Annotated in this window: 12 protein-coding genes; 5 read left to right on the forward strand and 7 right to left on the reverse strand. The window is 67.8% G+C overall.

Features of this window, described 5'->3' with window-relative positions:
• The first annotated feature begins 230 nt into the window (after nucleotides 1-230).
• Entirely contained in the window at nucleotides 231-1442 is a 1212-nt protein-coding gene (locus ACWH43_RS05005) for a M20 aminoacylase family protein (RefSeq protein WP_158445550.1), read from the forward strand.
• 92 nt (nucleotides 1443-1534) lie between these two features.
• On the forward strand, nucleotides 1535-2113 hold the full coding sequence (locus ACWH43_RS05010; protein ID WP_158445551.1) for a tyrosine phosphatase family protein: 579 nt from the start codon (nucleotides 1535-1537) through the stop codon (nucleotides 2111-2113).
• Between the two features lie 147 nt (nucleotides 2114-2260).
• Here ACWH43_RS05010 and ACWH43_RS05015 read toward each other — a convergent pair whose 3' ends face one another.
• From ACWH43_RS05015 to ACWH43_RS05025, 3 genes are all read right to left on the reverse strand, one after another.
• Entirely contained in the window at nucleotides 2261-2662 is a 402-nt protein-coding gene (locus ACWH43_RS05015; RefSeq protein WP_158445552.1) for a PRC-barrel domain-containing protein, read from the reverse strand.
• A 138-nt stretch (nucleotides 2663-2800) separates the two neighbouring features.
• A complete protein-coding gene (locus ACWH43_RS05020; protein ID WP_158448050.1) occupies nucleotides 2801-4519 on the reverse strand; it encodes a mucoidy inhibitor MuiA family protein in 1719 nt (572 codons plus the stop codon).
• Between the two features lie 89 nt (nucleotides 4520-4608).
• On the reverse strand, nucleotides 4609-5490 hold the full coding sequence (locus ACWH43_RS05025; protein ID WP_158445555.1) for a type 1 glutamine amidotransferase: 882 nt from the start codon (nucleotides 5488-5490) through the stop codon (nucleotides 4609-4611).
• Nucleotides 5491-5604: 114 nt separating this feature from the next.
• Between ACWH43_RS05025 and ACWH43_RS05030 the strand changes: the two genes are divergently transcribed.
• Both ACWH43_RS05030 and ACWH43_RS05035 read left to right on the forward strand, forming a co-directional pair.
• The gene (locus ACWH43_RS05030; RefSeq protein ID WP_260349583.1) at nucleotides 5605-6525 is read left to right on the forward strand and encodes a DMT family transporter; all 921 of its coding nucleotides are present in this window, start codon (nucleotides 5605-5607) and stop codon (nucleotides 6523-6525) included.
• Between the two features lie 178 nt (nucleotides 6526-6703).
• Complete coding sequence (locus ACWH43_RS05035; RefSeq protein WP_260349791.1) at nucleotides 6704-7807, forward strand: IS630 family transposase; 1104 nt, start codon at nucleotides 6704-6706, stop codon at nucleotides 7805-7807.
• Nucleotides 7808-7830: 23 nt separating this feature from the next.
• On the opposite strand, the gene ACWH43_RS05040 is transcribed toward ACWH43_RS05035, so the two are convergent.
• The 4 genes from ACWH43_RS05040 to ACWH43_RS05055 all read right to left on the reverse strand — a co-directional run bounded on the left by ACWH43_RS05040 (nucleotide 7831) and on the right by ACWH43_RS05055 (nucleotide 12720).
• A protein-coding gene (locus ACWH43_RS05040; protein WP_260349792.1) for an IS5 family transposase occupies nucleotides 7831-8591 on the reverse strand; the annotation gives its coding sequence in 2 pieces (ribosomal slippage) (nucleotides 7831-8258 and nucleotides 8258-8591; 762 coding nt in all).
• Nucleotides 8592-8660: 69 nt separating this feature from the next.
• Nucleotides 8661-9662 carry a class A beta-lactamase gene (gene bla, locus ACWH43_RS05045; protein WP_158445556.1) on the reverse strand — a complete coding sequence of 334 codons (1002 nt, stop codon included), beginning with the start codon at nucleotides 9660-9662 and terminating at the stop codon, nucleotides 8661-8663.
• 70 nt (nucleotides 9663-9732) lie between these two features.
• Nucleotides 9733-11322, reverse strand: coding sequence for a phosphoglycerate dehydrogenase (gene serA / locus ACWH43_RS05050; RefSeq protein ID WP_158445557.1), 1590 nt, complete (start codon nucleotides 11320-11322; stop codon nucleotides 9733-9735).
• 219 nt (nucleotides 11323-11541) lie between these two features.
• Nucleotides 11542-12720 carry a phosphoserine transaminase gene (locus tag ACWH43_RS05055; RefSeq protein WP_158471855.1) on the reverse strand — a complete coding sequence of 393 codons (1179 nt, stop codon included), beginning with the start codon at nucleotides 12718-12720 and terminating at the stop codon, nucleotides 11542-11544.
• Between the two features lie 295 nt (nucleotides 12721-13015).
• On the opposite strand from ACWH43_RS05055, the gene ACWH43_RS05060 reads away from it, so the two are divergent.
• Nucleotides 13016-13747 carry a glyoxalase superfamily protein gene (locus ACWH43_RS05060; protein ID WP_158446760.1) on the forward strand — a complete coding sequence of 244 codons (732 nt, stop codon included), beginning with the start codon at nucleotides 13016-13018 and terminating at the stop codon, nucleotides 13745-13747.
• Nucleotides 13748-13847 lie beyond the last annotated feature (100 nt).

The raw sequence follows: 13847 nt of genomic DNA on the forward strand, positions 1-13847 counted from the left end.
CGGGGTTTCGGGGCAGGTCCTTGCAAGCCCTCATGGGCCAACGCGGCGCGAAGGTCAAGTTTCGCCGTCGCCCGGGCGCCATCGCGCGGGGGCGGAAAATGCCGGAGCATGGCGGCCCTGCAGCATCTGCACGGTAATCCTGCCGCAATCGGAGGTAAGGGCTAGGGCGGTATTTCGGCCGGTGGCGGGAGGTCCCGCCGGGGCGACCGCACAGGGGAAGATCAGCGACCATGACCAAGCTCGACGCCTGGCTCGACCAGCACCATGCCGCGTTCACGGCGATCCGCCGCGACATCCACGCCCATCCCGAGCTCGGCCTGGAAGAGGTGCGCACGGCCAGGCTCGTCGCCGACAAGCTGCGGGAATGGGGCGTCGAGGTCACCGAGAATGTCGGCAAGACCGGCGTCGTCGGCGTCATCCGCGGCAAGCAGCCGGGCGGGCGCGCCATCGGCCTGCGCGCCGACATGGACTGCCTGGCGCTCGAGGAGACGACCAACCTGCCCTATTCCTCGAAGAATCCCGGCCGGATGCATGCCTGCGGCCATGACGGGCACACCACCATGCTGCTCGCCGCGGCGCGCTACCTCGCCGAGAACCGCGACTTCGCCGGCACCGTCAACCTGATCTTCCAGCCGGCCGAGGAGGGCCGCGGCGGCGCCAACGCCATGCTGGCCGATGGTCTTTTCGAGCGCTTCCCCTGCGACGCGATCTACGGGCTGCACAACACGCCGGGCATGCCGGTCGGCCATTTCGGCACCACGGTCGGTCCGTTCCTGGCCGCGGCGGATTCGTGGAAGGTCACCTTCCGCGGTGTCGGCGGCCATGGCGGCTCGCAGCCGCACCGCTCGACCGACATCACCTATGCCCAGGCGCATTTCGTGCTGGGCCTGCAGGGCATCGTCGGCCGCAACGTCGCCCCGCTCGACACGGCGGTGATCAGCGTCGGCTACATCCATGGCGGCGACGTCAACGCTTCCAACGTCATCCCCTCCGAGCTGGTGCTGGGCGGCACCGCCCGCACCTATTCGCAGGAGGTCCGCGACACGGTGGAGCGGCGCATCGCCGAACTGGCCGCCGCGACGGCGCAGGCCTGGGGCTGCCAGGCGGAGGCCTCTTACCATCGCGGCACCAGCCCGCTGATCAACGAGGCCGAGCAGGTCGCGGTCGCGGTCGCCGCGGCGACGGCGGCGGCCGGCGCCGAGAACGTCGACGGCAAATTGCGCCCCGGCACCGGCGGCGAGGATTTCGCCGAGATGATGCTGGTCCGGCCGGGCGCCTTCATGCGCATCGGCAACGGCGTCAACCCGGACGGCTCCTTCACCGGCCTGCACACGCCGCTCTACGACTTCAACGACGCGATCATCCCGGCGGGCGTGCGCTATTGGGTCGGCCTCGTCGACCAGGAGCTCGGCCAGGGCCTGCGCGCCGTCGCGGCGGAGTAACCTGTTTCTGCCCTAGGCGGATTCCGGGTCATCCCGGGTCTCCCTCCGGTTGCCCGGGATGACCCGCACGACCTGATGAAGGGATGCTCCCGATGAAGACCCTCGCCATCTCGACCCTGACGATCTGCGGCATCGAGGAGCTGCCCGGCAACAGCGCCCGTGAGGTGACGCATGTGCTCTCGGTGCTCGATCCCGACCGGGCCGAGATCGAGGCCTTCGACGCCTATGGCGAGCACCATCGCGTCACCCTGCGCTTCCACGACATCATCGACCCCCGCCCGGGCCAGATCATGCCGGCGCCGGAGCATGTCGAGGCGATCCTGAATTTCGGCGAGGGCCTGCGCGAGACCGCCGCCGCCCGCCGGACCGGCCATCTGCTGGTGCATTGCCATATGGGCGTCTCGCGTTCGACGGCGGCGATGCTCTCCCTGATGGCGCAGGCGGCGCCGGAGGAGGGCGAGGATGCGCTCTTCGTCCGGCTGCGCGAGATCCGGCCGCAGGCCTGGCCGAACTCAGTGATGGTCGGCTTCGCCGATGCGCGGCTCGGGCGCCGCGGCCGCCTCACCGAGGCGCTGCGCCGGCACTATGCGCATCAGATCGTGGCGCAGCCGAATTTCCGCCGCTGGATGACCGATCTCGGCCGCGGCCGCGAGCTGGAGATGGCGCTGTAGTCCACGCCGCGCCTGCAGGCTCCGGGGAGGCCCGCGCCGGCGCGAAGGTGAAGCGCGCTCCGGTCCCGGCGTCCGCTCTCGCGGGCCCGGAACGAAAACGGCCCCGTGCGAAGCGGGGCCGTCGTCGTCGCGGTCGCGGCGAAGGGCTTACTTCGCCCAGCGGCCCTCATATTTGAACTGCGGGGCGGCCTTGAGCGCGTCCTTGGTCGTCTCCATCAGGGCCGACCACTTCTTGTCGTTCTCGGAGTAGTTCACCTTCACGGCGCCCGGGGACACCACGACATAGTGCTCGCCGATGCCGAGGAAGCCGCCGACCGAGACGATGTAGCCGGCGAGCTGGCCGTTCGAGATGACGATGTCCTTGATCTCGCCGATCTTGTCCTTGGCGCCGTTGTGGATGTTGAGGCCGATCAGGTTGCTGCTGAGAACATCCGTCGGCTTGGCCGCAACATAGACTTCCTTCACCGCCGTCGTACTGGTCGCAGTCTGCGCGTAAGCACTCGTCGAAAGAATCATTGCAGAAGCGATGGCGATGATCGCGTTGCGCATCGAAGTAACTCCGGTTTCTGAATGCCCCAGCCAATCGCAACAACGCCGCATCCCACCGAGAGTTCCTGGCCGGATGCGCTTTATTCTTTGGATTGCCTGTAAGGCTCAGCCGAGGGGTAGCCCGGACCTGCCCGCGTCTCAGTCCGCCGCCCGGGGCAAGGGCTGCTCCTCATAGCTGACCTCGCGGTCGCCCGGCCATTTGATCCGGTAGGCGAGGCGGATCTCCTTCTCGGCGCCGGGCGCCAGCTCGAAGGTCCAGGCGGAGACGCCGCGCCGGTCGCCGACCTGCTTCTCGGTCGGCGGCGTGGTCTGGGCCGGGATGGGCTCGACCGTGATCGCGCTGTTCTCCGAGAAGGGGATGCGCTCCAGCACCGTGACCTTGACGGGCTGGGCGTGCAGGCTCTTCACCACGGTGCGGAACTCGCGCTGGTCGGTGCGGCTCTGGGCGAGCCAGCGCGGCTCGTTCTCGCGGCGCTTCACCGGGGCGTAGCTGACCTTGATGCGGTCATCGGGGCCGAAGCCGAGCGCGACGTCGTCGCCGGGCGCGACGAGGCCGATGCGGCCGGTGCCGACATAGCTGCCGTCGCGGTGCAGCGCGACCTGGCCCGGCAGGAGCGGGGCCTCCTCGTCATGGTTGAAGCGCGCCTCGAGAAAGGCCTTCTGCTCGAGCTCGGGCACGGTGCGGGCCGAGAGGCCGGGCTCGGCCCGGCGCTGGGTCAGCATGACGGTCTTCGCCGTGCCGTCGGGCGGGACGCTGGCGCGGCCGGGCACCTGGAAGCTCGCCTGATAGGGGCCGGCCTCGACCGTCGCCTGCCGGATCTCGGCGGGGCGGCCTCCGGCGGCGCGGGCCGAGGCTTCCGCCTGGGCCTCCGCCTCGGCCCTCGCCTTGGCCGCGGCCATCGGCGCCGGGGCCGGCACGGCCTCCATGCGCCGCCGGTTCTCATAGACGACCGGCGGCTCGAAGAAGCCCACCTGCATCGGCTGCAGCTCGGGCGCGGCGGTTCCCCCGGCCGAGCGGGTGGTGGAGAGCGTCAGGGCGACGTCGCTCCATTCCTCCCCGGTGTGCTGGCGGATCTCGGCGCGGCGGGTCAGGATCAGGGCCGGTTTCGCCGCGGTGGTGGTCAGCCGGGCCTCGTAGCCCGGGCTCCACTGCGCGCCGTCGACCCGATAGCTCACTGTGAACTCGGCGGCGACCGGCTGCGAAGCCTCCACCGCGATGGCGACGTCGCGCTTCGGCGCGCCGGGGCGCGGCCCCTGCGGGCGGGCGCGTTCGAGCGCGGCGATCTCGGCCGCGACATCGGCGAGCTTCGCCCGCTCGCCGCGCAATTCGTCCTGGACCTTGACCAGCGCGGTGCCGATCGCCTCGAACACCGCCGGCCAGTCGGAGACGGGCAACGCCTTGCCCTCGGGGCCGAGCTTGTCGGGGCCGACCTGGGCGAAGCGCTCGATGGTGGCGCGCTGCGCCTCGATGGCGGCGATGCGGCCTTCATGCTCGCCCTTCCGCTCGCGCAGCGCCTTGAGCTTGTCCGCGACGGTCCTGTCGAGCACGGGCTTCGCTTCCCCGGGCGTGACGCGGACATCGACGGCGCCGACCGAGAAGGCGCCGTTACCCGGTCCTTCCGCGAAGCTCCTGCCCTCGACGCGGATCGAGGCGGGATCGACCGTCGCCGGCAGGCCGCGCAGCACGATCCGGGAGGCGCCCTGCGCCAGCGCCGCCTTGCCGAGGCGCGTGACCAGGGCGCCGTCCGGATAGACGGTGACGCGGTCGATGCGGCTGTCGAGCTCGGTCTCGGCGGCGGCCGCGAGGCCCGGCACCAGAACGAGGGCGGCGGCAATATGGCTTCGAATCAAGATCATCCCCTCCCGATCGCGCTTGCGAGGCGCCGATCATCCGGCGGAATCCGGCGCACCCAAGGCGAAATCGGGCCCGACTTCGGATCGGCGCCTCAGGCCCGGCCGCGCTCGCTGGCATGCGGCTTGACGCGGCGCTCGATGAAGTTGCGCAATTCGGTGACGCGGCGCCCGGCATCGAGCACCTCGCGGTCGAGGCCGTGGGCCCAGGCGAGGTCCTGGCGCGACGGGTCGGCGTCGAGCGCCCGCAATTCCTCCAGCCAGCCGCGGGTCGAGGCCTCGTCCTTGCGGAAGCCTTCCTCGATGAGCTGCGGCACCATGCGGCCGAGAATGGAGGCGACCAGCCCCAGCGAGAATTCGGGATGATACTGCACGCCCCAGAAGACGCCGCCATTGTGCCGGATCTCGGCGGCCTGGACCTGGCTGACGCTGTTGGAGGCGAGGATGGTCGTGCCGTGGGGCGGCAGGGCGATGGTGTCGAGATGGATCGCCGGGGCGTCGAAGGCGGCGGGGCGGCCGGCGAGCAGGGCATGGCCGCGGCCGGCTTCCGTCGGCGCGATGCGCCGGGCGAAGCCGACCTCGCGCCCGTTGGGATTGGCGGTGACGGTGCCGCCGGCCGCGACCGAGCCGATCTGGATGCCCCAGCAGGAGCCGAAGCAGGGCGTGCCGCTGGCATAGATCGCCCGCATCAGCTCGATCTGGCGGGTGACCGCCGGCTCGATCTCGTAGATGTGCAGGGCCGAGCCGGTGAGGAAGATGCCGTCATAGGATTCGAGCCCGGCCCCGTCCGGCAGGTTGGCGCCCTCATCGGCCGGCAGGCAGATGTCGGAGACGATGCCGGGCTCGATCGCCGCGACCTCGGCGGCATAGGCCTCGGCCGGGCTCGCGCCATAGTCCCTGACATAGTTCGCGCGCTGCTCGCGCGTGTTGCCGTCGACGAAGAGCAGGCGGAGCGAACGGTGGCCGGTTTCGATCATCGGGGAATTCCAGGGGGATGCATCGGACGACGGGCGGGTGTGCGCGCAATCTCATAGGAGGAGCACGCTGCGCAAGGCTATTGCAGAGCCCCTTCATCGCGACAGAGCGGAAACGTGCACCCAGACCGGACTTCCACGCTGAGCTGGCCGCGGCGGGCCTGGAGCAACGCCTATCTGCTGATGATCCTGACGACGCTGATCTGGGCCGGCAATGCCGTCGCCAGCCGGCTCGCCGTCGGTAACATCACGCCGATGGCGCTGACCTCCTTCCGCTGGATCGGCGTGTGCCTGATCATGCCCTTCCTGCTGCGGCGGCAGATCGCGGCGCATTGGCCGCAGGTCAAGGCGCATTGGGTGTTCATCGCCCTGCTCGGCATCGCCGGCTTCACGGCCTTCAACACGCTGATGTACATCGCCGCCTATTCGACCTCGGCGATCAATATCGGCATTTTGCAGGGCGCGATCCCGGTCTTCGTGCTGCTCGGCGCCCTGGTCGTCTACCGGATCCCGATCGGCGCCATGCAGGCCTTCGGCGTCCTGCTCACCCTGCTCGGCGTGGCCGTGACCGCGAGCCGCGGCGACATCCACGCGCTGGCCGATCTGCGCTTCGCAGCGGGCGACCTGCTGATGATCCTCGCCTGCATCTTCTATGCGGGCTACACCGTCGCGGTCCGCAACCGGCCGAAGATGCCGCCGCTGGTGTTCTTCACCGTCGCCGCCAGCTTCGCCTGCGTGATCGCGCTGCCGCTGCTCGCCATCGAGATCGGGCTCGGGCGGTACCACGCGCCGACCCTGACCGGCTGGGGCATCCTCGCCTTCACGGTGATCGGCCCGTCGATCCTGTCGCAGCTCTCCTTCATGCGCGCGATCGAGCTGATCGGGCCGGGGCGGGCCGGCGTCTTCGTCAATCTGGTGCCGGTCTTTGCGCCGATCCTGGCCGTGCTGATCGTCGGGGAGCCTTTCGGCCTGCATCACGCGCTGGCGCTGGCGCTCGTCCTCGGCGGCATCTTCATCGCCGAGCGGCTGGGGCGCTGAGGCGCGGGCGGTCTTAGAGCATCGGACCGAAAAGTGGAATCCGGCTTTCGGAAAAATCCGATGCTGAAACAGAGAGCTAGATTGCCACTTTGCGTCCGTTAGGACGCACGGCGATCTAGTCATCTGGAACTGAAGTAAGCATCATTGTATGCTGGGCTCTGGTGATGAGGAGCGCAGTATGGCGAACGCGGGTGGGCGGCCTACGGCACCGTTGATTTTGGAGACGGAAGAGCGGGAGTATCTGGAACGACAGGTCCGCCGGCAACGAGTGGCGCGATCAATGTCGGAACGCTGCCGGATCATCCTTCGCTGCGCCGACGGCATTCAGAGCAAGGTCGTCGCGGCCGAGTTGGGCGTGCACGAGCACACGGTTGGCAAGTGGCGCCGGCGCTTCCTCAAGGATCGTGTGGAAGGACTGCTGGACGAGGCTCGTCCGGGCAGGCCGAGAACGATCGAGGATGACCAGGTCGCCGCGGTGATCGAGCGCACGCTTCGCTCGAAGCCTGCCGACGCTACCCACTGGTCGATCCGCTCGATGGCGGGCGAGACCGGCTTCTCCCATACTACGATCCGCCGCATATGGACCGCTTTCGGGTTGCAGCCGCACCGCTCAGAGACGTTCAAGCTGTCGAGTGATCCCCTGTTCGTCGACAAGGTCCGCGACATCGTCGGGCTCTACCTATCGCCGCCCAATCGGGCATTGGTGCTCAGCGTCGACGAGAAGAGCCAGATCCAGGCGCTCGACCGGGAACAGCCGGTCCTGCCTATGATGCCCGGCGTGCCCGAACGTCGAACTCCTGGCTACGTCCGCCATGGCACGACCTCCCTTTTCGCAGCGCTCGACATCGCCTCGGGCTTCGTGATCGGCAAATGCTACAAGCGGCACCGCGCCGCCGAATTTCTCGACTTCCTCAAGCAGATCGATGCGCAGGTGCCGGCCGACCTCGATATCCACATCATCATGGACAATTACGCGACCCATAAAACGGCGCTCGTCCGAGCATGGCTCGCCCGCCGCCCGCGCTACCATGTCCATTTTACCCCGACCTCGGCATCGTGGTTCAACCAGATCGAACGCTGGTTTGCCGAACTCACCCGCAAGCAGTTGCGGCGTGGCGTCCACACCTCAACCGGCCAGCTTGAACGCGATATCCGCACCTTCATCGAGCGGCATAATGAAAAGCCGAAACCCTACCGATGGACCAAGTCCGCCGACGAGATCCTCGCCTCCGTCAAGCGCTTCTGCCAGACCGCAGAACGCACGTTATGTGGCGAACTTTAGATTCAGATGACTAGGTTCAGGACTCATTGATTGAGCCAGAAGATGAAGCTTGCGGCGAAGGCGATGGCGGACAGGAAGGTGTGAGCGCATCGATCGTATCGTGTGTGGATGCGTCGCCAGTCCTTGAGACGGGCGAACATGTTCTCGATGCGATGGCGTTGGCGATAGAGCGCGCGGTCATGCGGGATGAATGTCTTGCGATTGATTTTCGAGGGAATGCATGGGGCGATGCCGCGTGCGGCGAGCGCGTTTCTGAACCAGTCGGCATCATAGCCTCTATCTGCGAGCATGGTGCTGGCGGGCGGCAGAGCGTCGACGAGCATGGCGGCGCCCTTGAAGTCGCTGGCCTGCCCCTCGCTCAGCGCCAGGCGGAGCGGACGACCGCTGCCGTCGCAGACGGCATGGAGCTTCGAGGTCAGGCCGCCGCGGCTGCGCCCGATACATCGGGGTAGAGCCCCTTTTTGAGCAGGCTGGCGGCGGTGCGATGCGCCTTGAGGTGCGTGGCGTCGATCATCAGCCGGTCCGACGCGTCGCTATCGGCCGCCAGTTCAGCGAAGATCCGATTGAACACGCCGAGCCGGCTCCAGCGGATGAAACGGTTGTAGATCGTCTTGGGCGGACCATAGGCGGCCGGCGCATCGCGCCAGCGCAAGCCGTTGCGGATCACGAACAGGATGCCGCTCAGCACGCGCCGGTCATCGACCCGCGCAACCCCGTGCGACAGCGGGAAATAGGGCTCGATCCGGCGCATCTGCGCCTCGGACAGCAACAGCAGATCATCCATGACGGCACCTCCCGCCGCCATCGAATCAGCCAATCGCCCGATCCGCAAACAATTTAATAGGTCCTGAGCCTAGCGCAGCGCCGAAACCGCCAGCCGCGCCACCTCCGCCAGGGCCGCCTCCCGCTGCGGCGCATCGGCCCGCGCGCCGGCGAGATAGGTCACGATGACGAAGCGCCGCCCATCCGGCAGGGTGGCGATGCCGATGTCGTTGGTGGCGTGGTTGACCCCGTCGGTCGTCAGCCCGGCGCCGGTGCGGTGGGCGAGCGTGGAGCCCGCCGGCAGCCCGGCCTTGATGCGGTCGGCGCCGACCTTGGTCTCGGTGATGACCTTCGTCAGGAAGGCGTTATGGGCGGGATCGCGCAGCCAGTTGCCCTGGGCGAGGGCCTCCAGGAAACGCGCGCTCGCCTCCGGCGTCGCGGCGTCGCGCTTGTCGGTCAGCGCCTTGGCGAGGGAGGCGATGCGGTAGCGCGGCTTCAGCGCCCTGAGCCTAGCCCGGAAACCGGGCTCGTCGACCGCCTCGTCCCAGCCGAAGCCGGGCAGGCCGTAGATCTCCGGTTGGAACTGGCGCTCGTAGCGATCGACCGACATGTCCTCGATGCCGCCGTCGCGCAGCATCCTGGTCACGACCTGCGGGCCGCCGATCTCGCGCATCATCAGGTCGGCGGCGGTGTTGTCGCTCTCGCCGGCGGCGAGCCGGATCAGCTCGCTCAGCGGATAGTCGTTGCGCTCGCCTTTGAAGGCCTTGGCGAGCGGGCTGTGGAACAGCGAGAAATCCTTGCGGGTGACGGTGATCGGCTGGTCGAGCCTGAACTTGCCCGCCTCGACCTGCTGCAGCACCGCGACCGCCAGCGGCAGCTTGAAGACGCTCTGCATCGGGAAGGTCTCGGCTCCGCGATGCGACCAGAGCTTGCGGTCCTTCAGATCGAGCAGCGCGACGCCGAGCCGGCCCTTGGCCTGTTCCTCGATGCCGCCGATCTCCTTGTCGAGCCTGGCCTTGTCCCAGTCGGCGAGCGCCGGCAGCGCCGCGAGGCAGGCGAGAACAGTGGCGGCGAGGCGAAGGCGGGCAGGCATGAAAATCCCCTGTGGCAGGCTCCACAGGGGACGAGAATTGCGGCGGCGCTGGGGCGCTGAAGCCGTCGGGTCAGAACTTCAGCCGCCGCGCCCGCTTGACCATCGGGATCTCGTGGATCCTGGCGAGCAGCTCGTCCGAGATCGGCTCGTCGACCGCGACATAGCAGATCGCGTCGCCGCCCGGCTTGTCGCGGCCGAGCGAGAAGGTCGCGACGTTGACGCCGGCGCCGCCGAGCAGCGAGCCGAACTGGCCGATGAAGCCCGGCTTGTCGGCGTTGCGGACATAGAGCATGTGCGGCGCGAACTCGGCATCGACGGCGATGTCGCGGATCTCGACGATGCGCGGCTTGCCGTCATGGAAGACGGTGCCCGAAGCATGGCGCGGCATGTCCTCGGCCTCGACGACGATGCGGATGACGCTTTCGAGATTGCCGGCGACGTCGCGGGTCAATTCCTCGACGACGATGCCCTTCTCCTTCGCGATCAGCGCGGCGTTGACCATGTTGATCTCGGGCAGGAAGGGGCGCAGCACGCCGGTGATCGCTGCGGCTGAGATCGCCTTGAGGTTGAGGCTCGCGACCGCGCCCTCGTATTCGATGCGGATGCCCTTCACGGCAGCCTCGGTGAGCTGGCCGAGGAAGGAGCCGAGCTTCTCCGCCAGATCGACGAAGGGCTTGATCCGCGGCGCCTCTTCGGCCGAGATCGACGGGAAGTTGACCGCGTTGGTGATCGCGCCCTTGAGCAGATAGTCGCTCATCTGCTCGGCGACCTGCAGGGCGACGTTCTCCTGCGCCTCGTTGGTGCTCGCGCCGAGATGCGGCGTGCAGACGACGTTGTCGAGGCCGAAGAGCGGGTTCGATTCCGCCGGCTCGACCGAAAACACATCGAAAGCCGCGCCGGCGACATGGCCGGACTTGATCAGCTCCGCCAGCGCCTGCTCGTCGACGAGGCCGCCGCGGGCGCAGTTGACGATGCGCACGCCCTTCTTCGTCTTCGCCAGTGCCTCGGCCGAGAGGATATTTTTGGTCTTCTCGGTCATCGGCACGTGCAGCGTGATGAAGTCGGCGCGCTTCAGCAGGTCGTCCAGCTCCACCTTTTCGACGCCCAGCGCCACGGCACGTTCCGGCGAGAGATAGGGGTCGTAGGCGATGACGCGCATCTTCAGGCCGATGGCGCGCTCGGCGACGATCGAGCCGATATTGCCGGCGCCGATCAGGCCCAGCGTCTTGGCCGTGATCTCGACGCCCATGAAGCGGTTCTTCTCCCATTTCCCGGCCTGGGTGGAGGCGTCGGCCGCCGGGATCTGGCGGGCGAGCGCGAACATCATGGCGATGGCGTGCTCGGCGGTGGTGATCGAATTGCCGAAGGGCGTGTTCATCACGATCACGCCGCGGGCGGTCGCGGCCGGGATCTCGACATTGTCGACGCCGATGCCGGCGCGGCCGATGACCTTGAGGTTCTTGGCCTGCTCCAGCAGCTTGGCGGTGACCTTGGTGGCCGAGCGGATGGCGAGGCCGTCATAATCGCCGATGATCCGGGCGAGCCTGTCCTTGTCCTTGCCCAGCGCGGGATCGAAGGTCACGTCGATGCCGCGATCCTTGAAGATCTGCACGGCGGCGGGGGAAAGGGCGTCGGAAATCAGGATTTTCGGTGCGGGCATGGGAGGCTCCGGCTGGCGCCGCGCTGCACAGGGAGCGGTCTGGCGCTGAGAAGGGAGGGGGCGCCCCGCCTGTCATTCCGGGGCGGCGAAGCCGAACCCGGAACCCACGACGGGGTGCGACGCTGCGGTTCTTGATGAAGCGGTGGAAAGGGCTCGCCCGGTCGTGGGTTCCGGGTTCGCGGGCCAAGGCCCGCGCCCCGGAATGACAGGGCGAAGCGCTTACGCCGCCTTCTTGCCCAGACCCGCCTTGGCCTCGGCGAAGGCGTATGCGATCCAGGGCAGCAGCGCCTTGACGTCGCGCGCCTGCACGGTCGCGCCGCACCAGATGCGCAGGCCGGGAGGGGCGTCGCGGTAATGGCCGAGATCGTAGCCGGCGCCGGCCTTCTCGATGATCGAGACCACCTGCTTGGCGAAGGCGGCCTGCGCCTCGGCCGGCAGCGCGGTGACGGCCGGGTCGGTGAACTTCAGGCAGACGCTCGTGTTGGAGCGCGTCTTCGGCTTCACCGCCAGGAAGTCGATCCAGTCGTTCTCGCGCACGAATTTGGCGATGACGCGCGCGTTCGCATCGGCGCGCTTCACCAGCCCGTCGAGCCCGCCGACCTTCTGCGCCCATGCGAGCGCGTCGAGATAATCCTCGACCGCGAGCATGGAGGGCGTGTTGATGGTCTCGCCGGTGAAGATGCCCTCGGAGAGCTTGCCGCCCGAGGTCATCCGGAAGATCTTCGGCAGCGGCCAGGCCGGCTTGTAGGTCAGGAGCCGCTCGACCGCGCGGGGCGAGAGCACGATCATGCCATGCGCGGCCTCGCCGCCGAGCACCTTCTGCCAGGAGAAGGTGACGACATCGAGCTTTTGCCAGTCGAGGCGCTGGGCGAAGGCGGCGGAGGTGGCGTCGCAGATGGTCAGCCCCTCGCGGTCATCCGCGATCCAGCTCGCATCGGGCACGCGCACGCCGGAGGTGGTGCCGTTCCAGGTGAAGACGACGTCGCGCTTCTTCGTGTCGACCTTCTTGAGATTCGGCAGTTCGCCATAGGGCGCGTCGAAGGTGCGGACATCGGCGAGCTTGAGCTGCTTGACGACATCGGTGACCCAGCCGGCGCCGAAGCTCTCCCAGCTCAGCATGTCGACGCCGCGGGCGCCGAGCAGCGACCAGAGCGCCATCTCGACGGCGCCGGTGTCGGAGGCCGGCACGATGCCGATGCGGTAATCGGCCGGGACCTGCAGCACCTCGCGCGTCAGGTCGATCGCGCGCTTGAGCTTGTCCTTGCCGATCTTGGCGCGGTGCGAGCGGCCGAGCGGGGCGTCGGAGAGGGCTTTGAGGGACCAGCCGGGGCGCTTGGCGCAGGGGCCGGACGAGAAATTCGGCACGCGCGGACGCACGGCCGGAGCAGTATTCGCCATCGATGTCTCCATCCTTACAGATGGGCGCGCCCCGTTGGGGGGGCGTGTCCCGTCGATGGGCGTAGGGCGGGTGGGGGTGGGAGTCAAGCGGAGGGTATGCGTGCCTGCTTGCGCCCCTGAGCGGACGCTGGACGTATCGACGACTCACGATATTATCGAGCTTGGCCCGCGCAGCCCGCCGCTCGCTCCTGTTTGGAATGGTGAATGCGCAACCGATCCATCGGTTTGACCCTTCCGGGTGGTGTGTCAGCAATGCGAGCCCTGACCTTCGTGCTGCCCGGAAAGGATGGAACCGATGCGCAGCTTTTTGAATGCGAAGCTCATGGCCAAGGACCTCAAGGAGGCCTTGGCAGGGAAAGGGCACGCCCTTTCGCATAGCGCTTGTCTCGAACTCGTCGCAAAGCAATTTGGATCGACTGATTGGAATACGCTCTCGGCGATCATCGAACGCATTGAGCGGCGGCAGGCCCCTCTTCCGGCGGCGGAAGGTTGGTTCTCTGGCGGCATGACCGATCCCAAGAAGATCAGGATGGGATTGGAGCCGGGCAATCCGGGGGTCGCTTTGATCGAGTCCTTGGTCGACCGTGCGATGGAAGAGCCCGCCGCGGATCTGTTCGGCTGCCTGATGCAGAGTGTTTCGGCTGAAATCTATCGTGGGCAAAAGCTCAAGCTTACGGCCGAGCTCCGAGCGACCGACGCAGGACTCGGCACGATATGGATGCGCATCGATGGCGGAACCGGGACCGTCCTGCGCTTCGACAACATGATGCAGCGCAAGAGCGACGGCGCGATCAGCGGCACGACCGGCTGGACCCGTCGCTCAATCGTCCTTGACGTGCCCGACGAAGCTGAAAGTGTCCATTATGGCTTCTTCCTGAGGGGCATGGGCCAGGTCCGCGCTCGCGCCTTCGATCTGACGCCCACCGACTCCGATGTGTCCGTTCCCGACGTGCCGCGTCCAAGGCGGAACAGGAAGCTGCCTCTCGGACCTGTCAATCTGCATTTCCTCGACCGCCAATCCGGCTGACAGCGACCCGTGCAAGGTGGAGAGCGGATGTTCCGCTTTCCACCGATTGCGGAAGTCCGCTGCTTGGCGGCGGCGACTTCTCATCTTTACCCTCGTTCCC

Source organism: Allobosea minatitlanensis, assembly GCF_964020775.1.